This is a genomic window from Lactobacillus kimbladii, assembly GCF_014323605.1.
In the GTDB taxonomy this organism is placed as follows: Bacteria; Bacillota; Bacilli; order Lactobacillales; family Lactobacillaceae; genus Lactobacillus; species Lactobacillus kimbladii_B.
Genome location: NZ_SCMB01000001.1, coordinates 531,707 through 548,477, shown reverse-complemented (window position 1 = coordinate 548,477; position 16,771 = coordinate 531,707). Strand labels below are relative to the sequence as shown.

Sequence of the window (16,771 nt, the reverse complement as noted above, 5' to 3'; positions counted from 1 at the left end):
ACCCGAATTATATTAGCAAAAAAGCCATAGAACAACTATAATCTTTAACTAAGTGCTTTCGGCTAAGAATTGACCAACTAACAGTTTGATCGGTAAAATGAACATAGGTAAGTAGTAGATTATGCATACTGTTAGGAGAAAAAATGGGAATACTAATTTTTTCGGATATAGATGGCACATTAATTAATTCAAAGCAAGAAGTTACACCGAAGACTAAACTTGCCATTCGTAAACAAATTATTAAAGGCAATGTATTTGTACCAGTTTCTGCACGTATGCCTAAGGCAATTATGTCTGTTGTGGGAGAAATTACCAAATCATGTCCAATGGTAGCCTATAATGGTGCTTTGGTTTTAGATGAAATGGGTCATATCCTTGATTCTCTTTTTATGTCTTCTTCAAAAGCTGTCAAAATATGTTCTTATATTGAAGGTAAAAATAATGGCGTTGTGTGGAATGTCTATAGTGACGACAACTGGTATTATTTCCCAAGTAATAATAATGGTTTGGTTGAAAATGAGGAGAAAATTGTTAAATTTAAAGCTCAACCTAGTTCGATTACTGAAATAGCGCAACTCAAAAATGTACATAAAATTTTGCTCATGGGGACGCCAGACTTATTAGATACTACTCAAAAAGAATTAAGGCGGCTCTATCCAGAACTCTATATAGTGAAATCTGCCGCAAATTTATTGGAGGTCGTTGTTAAACGAGTTTCTAAAGGTCAAGGGGTAAAAGTAATAGCCCAGGCTTTCGGTATAGAACTAAAAAGTTGTTGGGCTTTTGGGGATAATTATAATGATGAGAAAATGCTTCAATCAGTAGGTCATCCTGTAATAATGGGAAATGCACCGCAAGATTTAAAAAAGAAATTTAAAACTACTTTAGATAACAATCACGATGGAATAGCTGCAATACTTGACAATTTAAATTAATCCTTTTTTGTTTGAAGCAAAGGAGATTCGGCTTTGTTGCCAAACCATTTGTGGTTAATCTTTGTTAAGGTACCATTTTTTGCCAGCTTTTCTAAGGCGTAATTAATTTTCTTGTGCAAGGTTAAGTCGCTTTTTCTCATACCTACGCCAAATTCTTCTTTAGGGAATGGACTGTCAATTTCGGTAAAGTTTTCCGGGTGTTTTTGCCGAGAAATATAATAATTCGCATATGTGCTGTCTATCAGCAAACCTTGGATGCGGCCTGCATTTAGATCTATAAAAGCATTAGTAAAGGAATCATAGAGAATCGGGTCCTGATTTTTAATATGATTTTTAAAGACTTTCGGATATTTCATTACGTCATTATAGCCGGAAGAGCCGGTTTGAACGCCCAAAGTCTTATTTTTCATTGCTGCAATGGTATTAATTTTATTCTTTTTAAGACTTACTAATACCTGAGAAGTATATAGGTAAGTTTCACTAAAACTGACCTTGGCTTCACGCTCAGGGTTTTTGCTAAAACCATTCCATATGAGATCAATTGTGCCGTTTTTTAATTCAGTAGTATTCATGGACCAGTCAATTGTTTGAAAACTAACGTTAATACCGTATTGTTTAAATACAGCATTTGCAAGGTCAACGTCGTAACCAATTAACTGACCATTTTTTTGCCTAAAGTCCATGGGCACGAAAGTATCATCTACACCAACTGTAACATAGCCACGTTGCTTTATATGAGACCAGTTGTCAACTGCGTTAGCTTTTCTATTAACTGATATGCCACTGCAGGCAGAGATAAATAAAGTACAGATGAGCGTTATTATGAGGGCTAAGAGGCGCTTGGTTTTCACTTATATTACCTTCTTATCATCTAATGCTTTTACTTTGAATACCTGATCAGCCACTTGACTGGCAAATTCCATGTCATGAGTGACAATAATTTGCGTCATGTTGTTATTATTTTTAAGTTTTAAAATTATTTCTCCGACTTTTGTTCTTAAAGCAGGATCTAAAGCAGAAGTGGGTTCGTCATAACATAGTATATGAGGTTCCATTGCTAGAGCACGTACAATAGCTACTCTTTGTTGCTGACCTCCAGAAAGTTGATAGGGATAGAGCTGCTCTTTACCCGTTAAATCTAGTTGTTCAAGCAATTTTCGCGCACGGGCTTGTGCTTGATCTGCACTTTCTTTTAAAACTAGTGTTGGTGCCAGGGTAATATTTTCGATTACAGTTAAATTGGGAAAAAGCTCATAGCTTTGAAAAACTACTCCGATAATATGACTTTTACTATCAGGAGCGACCGGATCAAACTTTTGCCCATCCCACAAAAAGTCACCGGAATCAATTTTTTCTAAACCGCTTAAACAGCGCAACAAAGTAGTTTTTCCCGCTCCAGATGGTCCTACAATGGCTAAAATTTGCCTGTCAGGAATAGTCAAGTTTAACTTGTTTAAAATCGTACGTGAACCAAATTTTTTGGTAATGTTTTTAAGTTCTAGCATAGTATTTCCCCTAATTTACTTCCACTTTGCAAAATTGTGTTCAATTTTTTTCAGCAAAAATGATGCGATACCTGTCATTAATAGATAAATTATACCAACTATCACTAAAGGAATTAGTGTTACATCCCTTGCTGTAGCAACATTGCCGGCACGTAAGAGCTCACCCAAACCAATGACATAGACTAAAGACGTGTCTTTAACTAAGTTGATCACTTCATTGCCAATTGAGGGTATAACTATTTTGCTAACCTGAGGAATAATAATATGGCTCAATGTTTGCCAGTAATTTAGTCTTAAAACGCGAGCACTTTCGTATTGACCTACAGGGATTGACTGAAAGCCACCGCGGAATATCTCGGCAAAATAGGCTGTATAGTTTAAAATAAAGGCAAAAAGTGCTGCATCGTAGCGCTCAAAAATGATGCCGACTATCGGTAAACCATAGAAAATAAAAATTAATTGTAGCAGAAGAGGAGTACCCCGCATAATCCAAATGTAAAATTTTAAGATTAATCTTAAGGGCTTAAAATGAGAAAGCAAGCCTAGGCTGACTATAATTCCCAAGGGAATAGAAACAATCAAAGTCCAAAAGAATAAAATTAATGTCATCTTTGCACCTGAAATTAAAGAGGGCATAATTGAAAGGATATAGTTCATTTTTTCTCCTTTTTACTGAAATTAATTTGATTAGAGAGGCTAATAGGGCAACTCTTTTGATACTAGCTCAATTATATAAATTGATTAAAAAAATATGTGAAAAAATATATGTTTTAATCATAACATAGTTTTCGAAATTTTATTTAATCAATATGAAAATTTGTAACTTGCTGCTAGTTAGTTTAAAAGGCATAACATGAAAAGAGCCACTAGCTGTAGCTAATGGCTCTTTAAAATAATTGATTTATTGCTCTTCTATTTGAATAGCTGTAGACTTGTCCCAAGATTCAGGTAATTTGCCCATTTCTTTTAGTTTGGCAACGATCTGATCCAATACAACTTCTCTAGCATGGTCATCAGTCATGAAGTCTAGTTTGTCACCATCTATTTCCATTTTAGGAGAGTAATCGTATTTTTCATACCAGGGTTTGTAGTAACGCAGAAGTCTCTTATAGTAATCTTCTAGCGTTGCGTCGTAACTCAGCTGTTCATAAGGACGACCTCTTTTTTGAATTCTTTTAATCATGGTGTCGTATGAAACTTTAATATGAACCAGCAAGTCAGGATTTTTCTTGGGCATATGCTTAAGCTCACTCATCATATTATTAAGCAGTTCGTAATATGTATCAACTTCTTCTTTGGTGGCCCGACCAATGTCGGCGTTCATTTGGAAGAAAAGGGCATCTTCATAAATTGAACGATCAAGAACGTTATTATCATCAGTTAATGCATCCTTGATACTACGAAAACGAGTGTTTAGGAAAAATACCTGAAGTAAGAATGCGTATTTTTTAGGATCAGCATAAAAAAGTGGCAATACAGGATTGTTATCGACACTTTCATAAAAAGGTTTAGTTCCTAAATATTTAGCTAAAATACTGGTTAAACTGGATTTACCGGCTCCAATTGGCCCGCTTAAAACAATAACTGTCATCACGTTCCTTCTCTATTCTAAATTGTCTATTGCGTGCAATTTGTCATCAATCTGATTTAAAACTTCTTTTTTGGCATCTTCATCGCAGATAAAATCGTACTTATCTCCATCAATTTTAATTTTAGGAGAGGCATCGTATTTCTCATACCATGGTTCATAGTACTTAATTAACCGTGCGTAGTAGTCTTTTAAACTGGGATCTGTGCTAATTTGTTCAAATGAACGTCCACGTTTTTTTATGCGCTTAAGCATAGTATCTAGAGAAACGTGAATGTAAATTAGTAAATCTGGCTTTTTGCTGGGATTACCTGGGGTATCTTCCATCATATTTTCGAGTAGACTATCATATATCTTAAACTCAGTTGGATCAGCTACTTTACTATCGGCGTTCATTTTGAAAAAGAGTGCGTCTTCATAAATCGAACGGTCTGAAACACTGTTTTTCTCTCGGATTGCCTGGTTGATTTGTGCTAAACGATGGTTAAGCAGATAGATATTAAGCAAAAAAGTATAGCGTTTCATGTCTTGGTAATATAAAGGAAGAACAGGATTATTATCTACTCCCTCGTAAAAAGCTTGTGTACCTAAGTGCTCAGCTAAAATACTAGTTAAACTGGATTTACCGGCTCCAATTGGCCCACTTAAAACAATAACTTGGATCACGTTCTTTCATAAATACAATATATAGATTCTTATTTAGTTTAATACGAGATATAGTGGTATACAAGCAAAAAGTAAATTAAAATTTTAATCAAAAAGTCAAGTAATTTTGTATAATACAGAATAAAAAATTAAGTATTCAAGTAAATAATTTAATGCCAAAATTAGATGTTACACGTGAAACCAAAAAATCTGACTGATAAATCTTAATTAATTATTTGGCAGAGGATTGATGCCGATATTATTCGGTGTTAAGCCCTTTATGCTGTACTTTGATTCTTTCGATTCTGTGATAAATAAAGTAGTCAATAATTGCTCGTTTTGATTGCATTAAGTATGATAAGCGATTTTGCAATTATAGAACGAATTATTTTGTTTTTTAATGGCTCGAAAAAGTTGCAGTTGATATTTATATACTGTTGCGATGGGAAAATTCTAAGAATAAAAATTAAAAACAAATTGTATTAATGTTAAAAAAGATATAAGATAGCAAGTAAATTATAAAATTATTAGCAAATGATGGAAATAAGAGCGCATAACTGATATCTTGAAAAGATTTTTATCTTTAGATAGTACGACTCATACTGTGAGTAGCAGTGACGAACTTTTTGAAGAAGTAATGCAAATATATATTTATTATTAAGCCAAATTCATTTTAGTATTAGCTTTTAAAACAGGCATTCAATTAGGAGATAGATAATGGAAAATTCTCTAACAAAATTTTCGCTTTGGACCTACATTAAACGTAATTCAGGCATGTATGTGATTCTGGCTATTTTCTATTTTGGCCGGAATTTGGCACAAACTGCTGCCAGCATTTTTAAAGGTAATGCACTTACTGCTTTGACTCAGCATAACCTAAACGGCTTTATTGTTGATACAGGTTTAAACTTGCTTAGCTGGGGCTTTTTTCTGATTTTCTTTTTTTGTAGTTCACGATATTCTGCTGTAATCATCAAGGCTGTCGATAATTCCATTAGGAACGCATTGGCCCATATAATTGGTCGCCAAGAGTATGAAGACTTCAACAAGCACACGGAAGCTGACTATGTTTCCTGGTTTACTAACGATATTAACCAAATTAATCAAGATGGCTTTTTCAGTTTAGAGCAAACATTTAGCAGTGCACTCTTGGGCATTATTGCCAGTGTCATTCTGTTTTCTTACCATCCACTCTTATTTGTAACCACTTTGGTTTTTGCTGTTGTTATGATTTTATTTCCCCGTCTTTTTAAGAAAAAGTTGGAACAACTGTCGCAAAAACAAAGCAGGCAAAATGAAGTATTAACGTCAAAAATAACTGATGTTCTTGAGGGTTTTGTCAATCTGCTCACACTTGGTCAGCAAAAATTGCTCAATAAAATAGTTCTTGCGGCATCAGATAAGACTGGACAGGCTCGGGTTAATTACATTACGGAAATGTCCTTTTCTAATGCACTGATTAACCTGATTAGTGTATCTGCTCAAACTATTTTAACTGTTGAATCCGGATACCTGGCCTTTCACAACCAGATTCCAATTGGAGCTATTTTAATTGTTGGTTCAATGTCCGGGAATGTTTTTGGCAGCTTGACAGAAATCAGTATTGATCTAACTTCAATTCGGGCAGTTCAACCTATTTTTGACAAATATAATAAATTAGCTAATACGCAGGAAAAAACAGGGGATAAGAATGTTGCTCCTTTGACTCAGCAAATTGCATTTAGTGACCTTACGTTCAGCTATCCTAATAGTGACAGACCTATTTTAATGAATGTTGCCGGCAGCATTAAGCGAGGAGAACGGGTAGCTATTGTTGGTCCGTCTGGTTGTGGCAAGTCAACCCTGGTAAAATTAATCGGTGGTTTGTTAACAGGTTACCAAGGTTCACTTACTTGGGATAATGATGAATACAACGAACTCAGTTTAAGCTCACTGCACAAGCAGATTGCTTACATTGACCAGTCTGCCTATATTTTTGACGGCAGTCTACGCTATAACATCACTTTAGATCGTGAGACAACTGAAGAAGAGCTGAAGACTGCGATTAAACGTGCAGGTTTGGAAAAATTTATCACTGACAGCGCTAGCGGGCTTGACACTGTTTTAAAACACGCCGGTAACAATATTTCAGGTGGGCAAAAGCAGCGAATTGCACTGGCAAGGCAGCTGCTGGGTAACCCGCAGGTTATTCTGGCCGATGAAATTACTTCCGCAATTGATGAAAAAGATGGCCAGAAAATTGAACAAAGTCTGCTTGATTTGGACAACGTCACTTTAGTCTATATTTCCCATCACTTGCGACCTGAAATTAAAAAGCAGTTTGATCAAGTAATCGAATTGGGATGATATAATAATACTTCTTTTATCAATCAATTAAATAAGCTGGTGAAGCCTATTTTCGAGATTGGTAAAAGCACCTACTAATAAGTATGGTTAATGAAAACAAATCAAACAGATAATTAGGTTTACCTAAAATTCAGGATAAATAAAAAAAGGGAAACCGTCAAAATTGAGGTTTGCCTTTTTTGTGTAAGTATTATGATCTTTTTCTAGAATCTGCCACATAAATTTGTCGATTGAGATTGAAAATACTATTTAACTCTAGATTCTTTAGATTCCTTTTTCTTTTCTTCGGCTTTATCTTGAACCTTGTCTTTTTGATCGCTAATTTTATCCTTAGTGTCATTAGCAGCACCGGTGATACGGTCCTGTAAGCTGACAGAATCTTTTTCGTGTTGCTCTTTAGTTTTAATGTCAACTACTGTAACATTGACTTCAACTGTATCAAGACCGGTCATTTCTTTAACTTTTTCTTGGATCTTTTCTTTAATTTGATCATATAGCTTGGTAATGTCTACGCCATATTCTGCAACGATCTCAATATCAACGGCTACTTGCTTTTTACCTACTTCAACATTTACGCCTGAAGTGACGTCATCGCTATTAACAATTTTATCGGCAATATTTGAGAAAAAGCCACCGTTAACTGTTAAAAGACCTTTAATATCTGATAAAGCAATACCAACAATTTTTTGAATTACTTTTGAATCGTATTTTAAGTCACCTTTAACTTCTGGTTTTGAACTACTTTGATTTGAACTTGATTGTACCATATTGCATATACTCCTTATATAAATTATTTATTCTGCAGCATTTTTTTGAACACTGGCCAGTAATGTCCAACCAAAAAACCGCAGACTAACATCACGATGACAAAAATAGTTTTGAAAAATCCCAGTACCAAAAAGCATAATGCTAGTAAAACACCAATTACAGCACCGCTTATTTCTGGGAGGTATTTTTTGTATTCTTCTTTCATTTTGACCTCCTTTATTGAACGCGCTTTTCAGGTTTATCACCTTTGTGATAATTGATAAACTTGATTTTGATTTTTGGTTTTTGTTCAATTCCTAGCAATTGCTTTAAATTCTTTTTTAATTCTTCAAGATAATCGTCGAGTAGGGCGGCAATGTTTTCACCAGGACCAAGATCACCACCAATTTTAATTTTAATTCGGCGTCCTGTTAACTTGGAACTAATCTTTGCATTATTTAAATAAGGCAAATCGGCAAGTGAATTCATTACATAGCCATTAATAGCTTTTGAAGTGACCTTAACCTGACCATCACGTTTATGAATTAAATTAAAGTTTCTCTGGACTGGCCAAAATAGGATGACAATTAAACTAACAATTAGTATTATAAAAACAATTATACTGATCCCAATTAAATACCAGGCAAATATTGGATTAAGGGAGCCTAAATGCGGTAGTTTAATCTTTAAATATTTTTGCCAGAAACTACTGGTTTCCCATATTAAGTAACAAGGCACAGGTAATAGTAATAACATGCCTAATACCAATAGCCATTTTTTACTCCTCTTCAACTTATCACCATCCTCTCAGGGTTCATCTTAATAATAATACTGATTATTTTAACAGACTACTAATATGCACCGTATGTATACAATAATAGTTTGTAAAACAGCACACAAAAAAGGCAATGCATTTACGCATCGCCTTTTTGTATATCATTTAAATTAATTAGTTAGAATATTTTGCACTTAATTTATTTGCTGCAGCCTGATCAACAATCAGAGTAACATTATTATGCTTTTGCAAGATTGAAGCTGGGACTTCTTCAGTTACTGGACCTTCAACCATCTTTTGAACAGCTTCAGCTTTATTATCACCAAAAGCCATAATGACGATTTCTTTGGCAGACATAATATTTGCAATACCCATGCAAATTGCTGATTTAGGTACTTCGTCAATATTATTGAAGAAACGAGAATTGGCTTTAATAGTATTCTCTGTTAATTGTACTTCATGAGTAACAGAATCAAATGGTGTACCTGGTTCATTAAAAGCAATGTGACCATTTTGACCCAATCCTAGTAATTGAATATCAATTGGATTTTCAGCGATAATTTTATTATAGTCAGCAGAAGTTCCTTCTGGATCTTTGATGGCTCTAATACCATCAGGAACATATGAATGTTTGAATGGCTTTTTATCAAATAGATTCTTTTGCATAAAATAGTGATAACTTTGATCATTATCAGGAGTTAAACCTACATATTCATCAAGGTTAATACTAATTAAATCGCTGTTATCTAGATTACTCTCGGTCCATTCCTGGTAGAGAGTTACAGGAGTCGATCCAGTTGCTAAACCAATTACTTTGCTGCCGTTTACGATACTATTCTTAAATATTGCAAAACCTTTTTTACTACCGCTAGTCTTGTCACTTGAGATAATAACTTTCATTTTATTTGCCCCTCCATAGTTGTTATCTCAATTATAAATTGGTATATGCCAATTTGTCAATAAACTTAGTAGTAATAGCAGGCACTGATTTTAGTAAATAAAAAGTTCAACTAATGTTTGTTTCACATGTAACATTAATTGGACTTTTTAAAATTGTTTTATTCGCTTCTTAAAGCAATAGCAGCATCCTTTTTAGCAGCCATACGAGCAGGTAAGTGACCACCAACCATTGTCAAAACAGTTGAAATAAGGATTAGTATTAAAGCATGTATTGGATTAAGTTGAGCAACATTAGCTAAATCTGTGATGGAGTACAAAATACTGTTAATAGGGAAGACTAGCAGCCAGGCAACTACTACTCCCAAAATTCCGGAAAAGACACCTAGAATGAATGTTTCAGCATCAAACACTCTGGTGATATCTTTCTTACGAGCACCCAAAGCCTTTAAAATACCAATTTCTTTTGTTCTTTCAAGAACGGAAGTGTAAGTTAAAATACCGATCATGATCATTGAAGTTACTAACGAAATGGCAGCAAATGCAACCAACACAGTAGTAACACCGTTAAGTAAGCCACCAGTCATTGAAGTAACAGCTCTTGACATGTCAGTGTAGATAATCTTATCTTTCTTCTTTTTGCCTTGATTCCATCTATCTAAATAATCAAGGACTTTATCTTTAGCATCAAAATCGTTAGGATAAATCATTATACTCGTTGGAATGGTTGAACCACCAATTGACTGCAGCATCTGTTTCTTTTCTCGGGCATTCATATCCTGTCCGGTCATTACATTTTGCTCTGCCTTCTTCTGGGCGCGCACTATTTCTGATTTTTTATTCTTCTTGATGATTTTTTGAGATAGCTGATCGCTGTACGCAATTCCAGAAGACAGGAGAGCCATAGAATTCTCATCTTTTGGCCTAATGACACCTACAATTTGCATTTGGGTTTTACTGTTGTCATACATAGAATTACTGATTTTTTGCGGAATAAACATTCCTGTTGGCAATTTTTGGTAATAGTCATCGTTGTCAACAACTTTAAATTTTTTCCCAACAAATTTTTGATAATTTAACTTCTCACCGGCCTTAACTTTCAAGCCCAAGTTTTTAATAATATTAATGTTTAATTTGTTTTCATTATCTGTTACTAAGACCAAGTCTGTAGCCTTATGTGGCCATGCACCAGACAAAAGTTGATAATTTTCTTTAAGGAAATTGCTTTTACTGGAATTAAGTGTAGTAGGAAACACTGATGAGCCTAATCCGGTGGCACTAATTGCTTGCATTCGCATTTGTGCAGCTGCTTGAGAGCTATCTGAACTAGTTGAAATAGGAGAGAATTGGACACGCTTAATTTTATTTTTGCTGCGAGTGAGCAAATTCATGTTAATCCCGCGCTGATAGGAAATATTGTTAGCATAATTGGGATTTATTTTTTTGATGTAATTAACGTATTCTGGATTAATCTTATTTTGATGAGTTGATTCCTGCATCTTATCTTTTTCAACGGTTAAATAACCCCGGTTTTTAACATTCTTTTCAGATTCATCTCGGTCTGCAACACTACTGGCATCAGTAGCAGTTTGGTTGATTGTCACAGGATATTTAGCCAAGGCTTTACTCATGGTAGTATCAATTTGCTTTTGAAAACCATTGGATAATGCTAAGACGACAGCAATAGAAATAATACCGATACTTGAAGCAAAGGCAGTTAAAGTTGTTCTGCCTTTTTTAGTCATAATATTGGTAAAGCTTAATTTGATAGCATTCCAATATGACATTTTTGTACGCTTTAATTTAAAAGTATCTTTTTCTTCTTTAGGAATAAAAGGGTTGGAATCATTTAAAATTTTTCCATCCTGAAAGTTAACTATTCTAGTAGCATATTCCTGAGCTAGTTTCGGATTGTGCGTAACCATAACTACCAAGCGGTCTTTTGACAGCTCTTTAATTAACTTCATAATCTGCTCAGAGGTTTCAGTATCAAGGGCGCCAGTGGGCTCGTCGCATAGCAAAATATCGGGATCATTAGCTAAAGCCCGAGCAATAGCTACACGTTGCATTTGACCACCAGATAATTGGTTAGGATTTTTAGAAATATGTTCTTTCAAACCGACTTGAGTTAAAGCATCCATTGCTCTTTTGTGTCGTTCTGTGGCAGAAACTCCTGATAAATTCATTCCTAATTCAACATTGGCAATAATCGACAAGTGTGAGATTAAGTTATAATTTTGAAAAACAAAGCCGACAGAATTATTTCGATATGCATCCCAGTCAGTTTCCTTGAAATTCTTAGTAGATTTGCCATTAATAATGAGATCGCCACTATCATAGCGATCAAGTCCACCGACAACATTTAATAACGTGGTTTTACCGGAACCACTGGGGCCTAAAATTGCAACAAATTCTTGGTTACGAAATGATATAGAAACATCGTCAAGTGCATGAGTAACCGTATCACCAACATGGTATGATTTGCGTAAATCTTTTAATTGCAGCATATCTTTTTCTCTTTCTTTTAATAATTAATTAATAACAGATAGTTTAACATTTATGAAAGAGCAACGCCAAAATATGTTAATCAAAAAATTTAAATTATTTAGTGGATAATGCCAGTAAAATCAAATAGAGCATAAATAGCAAAGAAAAGAATGATTAAAAATATGGCAATTAGATGTCGTTTCTTTTTTAACAGTAAAACTGCAGCAAATTCACGCACAATTGCATTAGGCAGAAAGTAAAGACGAGTATAGCATCCTACACCATTTGCATTTAGACCAGCTGCTTTTGCATAGAGAGAAGCTCTAAAAATATGGTAATTATTGCTAAAAAATTTTGCCTTGTAATTTTTACTGCCGAAATCTTTTGCAGCTACTTCGGCTGAAAATTTCATATTTTGGTAGGTATTTTTGGAATTATCCTCTAATAAAATGTCTTTTGGTTCTATACCACGTGCTATTGCATATTCAGTCATTGCTTGAGCTTCAGAAACTTTCTCATCTCCGCCTTTACCGCCAGACATAATTAATGTGGGCATTTTCCGTCCTTTAGTAACTTGCTTTTGAGCATATTGAATAGCACGATTAATACGACTGGCTAATAGTGGGGTGACTTGTTCACCGTGAGCCAGTCCAGCTCCTAAAACAATTAAATAGTCTTGGTTATATTGCCTAGGAACAATTTGATAAAAAGTTAAATTTACTAAAAAGTTATAGGCTACAAAGAGAAGGTAATCCAAAATAGCTGTCGGTGCATATAATAAAATTCTAACCCAAGAGGGTAAATTTCTAAAAGGTCCAACTAGAGCAACTAGCCAAACAACAATTATGCCAATACCAATAAATAGAGTTAATAAATTTGATAGGGTATGACTTTCACGTTTCCAAACGATATAGGCATTCCATAAGAAAAATAGCCACGAAAAAGCTGCTAACAAAGTAATTGTTGCTATGAATAGCACTATCAGAATTTCATATGTCAGTATGAGTGGTCTTAAACTGGTAGAGAGAATCATCACAGTCAGCCAAACACCAAATGCCAGTAAAAAAATAGTGAAAAGAATGCCATTAAGCAATCTTCTAGGTTCTTTTAGCCAAGAAATTAAAAAAACTGCAAAAGTTGCAAGCATAATAAGTGAAAGAATTATAAACGAACGGTTTTGGTTTAATACTTCAAAAAATCTAATCATAATATCCTACCTTAGGTATAAAACTAAGTCTATTATAATAAAGATGAATAAAAAGTCATAGTAAATTAAAATATGATAGAATAATAAAGTTATTTCCCGGGAAATAGCTGAACAGCATAAGTGAAATATTTGAACTTTAATAGCGAAATCAGATCTGTTCCAGGTTAAGACGATATTTTGTACAAAAAACTAATCAAAGTTGCTTTTACTTACAGTTTGAAAAGGGTGGCATGAATGAAGAAATTTTTCTATTTTTTGGGGAATGTAATTACAATAGTAGTCTCTTTTATAATTTATAGCTTAGTGCAACAGTTTTATTTTTATCCTTACAGGTTAAGTAAAGAACTGCATTTAGAAAATGTTTCCTTTACACTTCTAACTGCGCTAATTACGATAATAGCCTTATCAATAGTGCTTTATTTATATAATCTGCAGTTGCGACATAATAACGAGCGCAATTATAATAGTAGACCGCATTGGCAGCTTAAGAAAATATTGTTTTCCCTTTTAGGCGTAATAGTGTTGATTATAGTCAGTGCAACCATACAACTGGCACTGGGCTTTAATTCGGAGCAGACTTCAACTAATCAGAATCTTTTAGATCAATTTTCTCACCAAGCAGGAAACTTTTTTCCAGTAATGGTGATATTTATAGGTCCAATATTTGAAGAATTTATTTTTCGCGGATTATTCCTTAACACTTTCTTTTATAAAAATACTAATTTAAATAAATGGTTAGGTATTCTTTTTAGTGGACTTATGTTTGGATATGTTCATGATCCTGGATTTACGAAATATATATTGGTTTATTGGGCATTAGGTTGTGTATTAGCCTGGGTCTACACAAGTACCAGAGATTTGCGCTATTCAATTTTATCTCATATGATTTTTAATGCATTAGGATTCGTATAAAAAGCCTGATAAACTGATGCTTAATAGGCAACGCAGTTTATCAGGCTTTTTTAATGTAAGAATATTTTTGAAAGTTAATTTGTAGTGCTAATTCCTGTTTGTTCTGGATTTTTAGGAGTAGTTTTTGCTAAAAGGGCTAGGCTAATCGAAATCATATCAACAACTTCTTGCAAAATGGCACCCCAAAAAGCAGGGATAATACCAGTAAATGCAATCAGTTCAATAATAACTACAATTGTAATAGCGGTTAGCACATCAATATTAGCAACTTTCATGGTATGTTTAGAAATTGCCACGGCATCATTAATTTTAGATAAATCATTAACCATGATAATCGCATCTGCACTTTCACTGGCAGCAGAGGCACCTTTGGCTCCCATAGCAATACCAACATCAGCAGCTGATAAACTAGGAGCGTCATTAATGCCGTCACCAGTCATGACTACGGGTCGCTTTTCTTGAGGTACATTTTTAATAGCGGCTATCTTCTCAGCCGGTAATAAACCGTAACGAATATCGTTGACACCAACAGATTCTCCAATTTTATCAGCTACATCTTTGTGGTCACCAGTCAACATCATAATATGTGCGCCACTTTGACGTTTCAAACGTGCTATTGTCTCAGCACTTTCAGGACGAACTTGATCTTTAAATGTAATGTAACCGGCATACTCATCGTCAATTGAAATATAAACTGCAGTAGCATTGACTGTCGCAGCTTTTTCGTGTGGGTTAACATAGTCTAACTTACCGACTTTCACTAAATGTCCCTCGACAATGCCGCTAATGCCTTGACCAGTTGATTCTTTGATATTTGTAGCCGGTTTTAAAAGGTTCTTATCAGCTACATTGACCAGTGAATTAGCGATAATATGACTAGATTGTTGTTCAACGCTGGTAGCGTAACTTTGCAGGGTTTCTGGACTATAACTACTATTATTGGCAGGTATTATTTCATCGATTACCAACTGATTTTCAGTTAAAGTACCTGTTTTATCAAAAGCAAAAGTTTTTGCTGTAGCCAGTTTTTCTAAAGTGGGACCGGACTTAACTATAATATGATGCTTGGACATGGAACTCATGCCGGATACCAGTGCAACTGGTGCGGCAATTAGTAATGGACAAGGTGAAGCCACAACCATGACTTCTGCAAAGTTCACAGGATTGCCCGAATGGATCCAGGCAGCGATTCCTATTACCAGGGAAATAATGGTAAATGGAACAGCGTAGCGGTCAGCCATTTTTACAAACTTGGCCGGTTTTGCCTGCGATGATTCGACAAGTGAAACAATTGTCTGATATTCAGAATCGCTCGCTTTTTTAGTGACAGCCATTTCTACCGCCACGCTGCCATTAATCGAGCCAGACATTAATTCATCGCCGGTTTTTTTAGCAACCGGCACAGATTCTCCTGTTAATGATGACTGGTCAAAACTTGATTCACCACTAACTACTTTACCATCAACTGGAACTTGTTCACCTGGTTTGATTAAAACGTGATCTCCAATTTTTAGTTGTTCAACGTCAACAGAAACGAGTTCATTGTTCACAATTTTGTTGGCAATAGTAGGTGAATTGCTTAAAAGAGAGCGTAATTCTTTATCTGCTTGTCCAGTAGCATAGTCTTCTAATGTTTGGCCACCAGTCATCATGACTAAAATCATCCATTCAGCCCAAATGTCACCAATCAATATAGTGGAAACAACTGCGATAACAGCTAAAATATCAACACCATAGCGTCCTGATTTAAAATCACTGGCAATTTCGGCAAGTAAGGAAATTGCCATCATTATACCCACAATATCGATTAATACTGCTTGAATAGGGAACTGCAAGTTTCCTATTTGAAAAAGACTTTTGGTCTTTAAGCCGAATTGGCAAAAAAGACCTAATATCCCAATTGCTAATACAAGAATAAATTTCCATTGGCGTTTAAAACTCATTAATAGTAGCCTCCCGTAAGTTAAACTAATTATTATGTTTTCTATTTTAACACTAAATACTCAATTTTATTTAGAATAAGTCTAAATTAGATGCAAATTAATATAAAAAAAGAAGGTAATTTTACCTTCTTTAACTTAGTGATCTTTTAGTTTAATAATCTTGTTGAACTGAGTTTCGGTTTTTACTGGCTTAGCTTTAGACGTAAATTTAGAATTTTTAATTTCAGGGAAATCATTTTCATCCTTAGAGGGTTGAATATGAAAAATTTTAGTCCGTCCTAAAGAATCAATTATATCTGTAGATGACATTGTAATAAAGTTGTCATTGTCACCATGGTCATCAGTTTCTGCAAAATAATGGTTAATTTTTGCAATTCCTTTTTCTGAAAAATGTTCTTCGTGAGCCAAATCTAGAAGAAGGGCATGCAAACGAGTAGCTGATACCAATTCATGCTGCAATATTATAAAGATCCAGGAAAAATTGGAATCCATTGATTTAAAACGTTTTGTAACTTTGTCTTTATAGAACGCATCAGTGATTTTAGCCGCTTCTTCCATATTATTTGCGTTTTGTGCCAGCTCCTTTAGTTGGGACACCAAATCAGATTTCTCTTCAAGTGAAAGCTCTTGATCATTTGGGTAAGTCCAATTTTTTATAATTGCGCGTATCAAAAATGTCAAATGCGCAGAAATTGTTTTACTTGCCATAATAGTGTTCTTCTTTTCTGATTATTTAAGGAGTATCTATTGATTCTTGTTAACTAATTCAGCAAAGCGCTATTTA

Annotated in this window: 16 protein-coding genes; 3 read left to right on the top strand and 13 right to left on the bottom strand. The window is 34.5% G+C overall.

Annotated elements, in window-relative coordinates:
* Positions 1 to 143 precede the first annotated feature (143 nt).
* On the top strand, positions 144 to 935 hold the full coding sequence (locus ERK18_RS02700) for a Cof-type HAD-IIB family hydrolase (RefSeq protein ID WP_187154176.1): 792 nt from the start codon (positions 144 to 146) through the stop codon (positions 933 to 935).
* On the opposite strand, the gene ERK18_RS02695 is transcribed toward ERK18_RS02700, so the two are convergent.
* The 5 genes from ERK18_RS02695 to ERK18_RS02675 all read right to left on the bottom strand — a co-directional run bounded on the left by ERK18_RS02695 (position 932) and on the right by ERK18_RS02675 (position 4,694).
* On the bottom strand, positions 932 to 1,786 hold the full coding sequence (locus ERK18_RS02695) for an amino acid ABC transporter substrate-binding protein (protein WP_187154175.1): 855 nt from the start codon (positions 1,784 to 1,786) through the stop codon (positions 932 to 934). The genes ERK18_RS02700 and ERK18_RS02695 overlap by 4 nt on opposite strands.
* The gene (locus ERK18_RS02690) at positions 1,787 to 2,440 is read right to left on the bottom strand and encodes an amino acid ABC transporter ATP-binding protein (protein WP_187154174.1); all 654 of its coding nucleotides are present in this window, start codon (positions 2,438 to 2,440) and stop codon (positions 1,787 to 1,789) included. It lies immediately after the preceding gene.
* Positions 2,441 to 2,455: 15 nt separating this feature from the next.
* Positions 2,456 to 3,097, bottom strand: a complete 642-nt coding sequence (locus ERK18_RS02685) for an amino acid ABC transporter permease (protein ID WP_045928853.1) — start codon at positions 3,095 to 3,097, stop codon at positions 2,456 to 2,458.
* 244 nt (positions 3,098 to 3,341) lie between these two features.
* Positions 3,342 to 4,031 (bottom strand): deoxynucleoside kinase, encoded by a 690-nt coding sequence (locus ERK18_RS02680; protein WP_187154173.1) that lies wholly within the window; start codon positions 4,029 to 4,031, stop codon positions 3,342 to 3,344.
* Between the two features lie 12 nt (positions 4,032 to 4,043).
* Entirely contained in the window at positions 4,044 to 4,694 is a 651-nt protein-coding gene (locus tag ERK18_RS02675; RefSeq protein ID WP_187154172.1) for a deoxynucleoside kinase, read from the bottom strand.
* Positions 4,695 to 5,390: 696 nt separating this feature from the next.
* Between ERK18_RS02675 and ERK18_RS02670 the strand changes: the two genes are divergently transcribed.
* Complete coding sequence (locus ERK18_RS02670; protein WP_187154171.1) at positions 5,391 to 7,019, top strand: ABC transporter ATP-binding protein; 1,629 nt, start codon at positions 5,391 to 5,393, stop codon at positions 7,017 to 7,019.
* 245 nt (positions 7,020 to 7,264) lie between these two features.
* Here ERK18_RS02670 and ERK18_RS02665 read toward each other — a convergent pair whose 3' ends face one another.
* The 6 genes from ERK18_RS02665 to ERK18_RS02640 all read right to left on the bottom strand — a co-directional run bounded on the left by ERK18_RS02665 (position 7,265) and on the right by ERK18_RS02640 (position 13,135).
* Complete coding sequence (locus ERK18_RS02665) at positions 7,265 to 7,795, bottom strand: Asp23/Gls24 family envelope stress response protein (protein ID WP_390885852.1); 531 nt, start codon at positions 7,793 to 7,795, stop codon at positions 7,265 to 7,267.
* Positions 7,796 to 7,809: 14 nt separating this feature from the next.
* Entirely contained in the window at positions 7,810 to 7,992 is a 183-nt protein-coding gene (locus ERK18_RS02660; RefSeq protein WP_045928847.1) for a DUF2273 domain-containing protein, read from the bottom strand.
* Between the two features lie 11 nt (positions 7,993 to 8,003).
* A complete protein-coding gene (gene amaP, locus ERK18_RS02655; RefSeq protein WP_187154169.1) occupies positions 8,004 to 8,558 on the bottom strand; it encodes an alkaline shock response membrane anchor protein AmaP in 555 nt (184 codons plus the stop codon).
* A 157-nt stretch (positions 8,559 to 8,715) separates the two neighbouring features.
* The gene (locus ERK18_RS02650) at positions 8,716 to 9,441 is read right to left on the bottom strand and encodes a glucosamine-6-phosphate deaminase (protein ID WP_187154168.1); all 726 of its coding nucleotides are present in this window, start codon (positions 9,439 to 9,441) and stop codon (positions 8,716 to 8,718) included.
* A gap of 158 nt (positions 9,442 to 9,599) precedes the next feature.
* Positions 9,600 to 11,945, bottom strand: coding sequence for an ABC transporter ATP-binding protein/permease (locus tag ERK18_RS02645; RefSeq protein WP_187154167.1), 2,346 nt, complete (start codon positions 11,943 to 11,945; stop codon positions 9,600 to 9,602).
* Between the two features lie 98 nt (positions 11,946 to 12,043).
* Positions 12,044 to 13,135 (bottom strand): YdcF family protein, encoded by a 1,092-nt coding sequence (locus ERK18_RS02640; protein ID WP_390885851.1) that lies wholly within the window; start codon positions 13,133 to 13,135, stop codon positions 12,044 to 12,046.
* A gap of 231 nt (positions 13,136 to 13,366) precedes the next feature.
* On the opposite strand from ERK18_RS02640, the gene ERK18_RS02635 reads away from it, so the two are divergent.
* Positions 13,367 to 14,044, top strand: a complete 678-nt coding sequence (locus ERK18_RS02635) for a CPBP family intramembrane glutamic endopeptidase (protein WP_187154165.1) — start codon at positions 13,367 to 13,369, stop codon at positions 14,042 to 14,044.
* A gap of 74 nt (positions 14,045 to 14,118) precedes the next feature.
* Here the strand turns inward: ERK18_RS02635 and ERK18_RS02630 are convergent, their stop codons facing one another.
* Together ERK18_RS02630 and ERK18_RS02625 are read right to left on the bottom strand one after the other, a co-directional pair.
* Positions 14,119 to 15,987 carry a heavy metal translocating P-type ATPase gene (locus ERK18_RS02630; RefSeq protein WP_187154164.1) on the bottom strand — a complete coding sequence of 623 codons (1,869 nt, stop codon included), beginning with the start codon at positions 15,985 to 15,987 and terminating at the stop codon, positions 14,119 to 14,121.
* A 135-nt stretch (positions 15,988 to 16,122) separates the two neighbouring features.
* Complete coding sequence (locus ERK18_RS02625) at positions 16,123 to 16,695, bottom strand: hypothetical protein (protein ID WP_187154163.1); 573 nt, start codon at positions 16,693 to 16,695, stop codon at positions 16,123 to 16,125.
* Positions 16,696 to 16,771 lie beyond the last annotated feature (76 nt).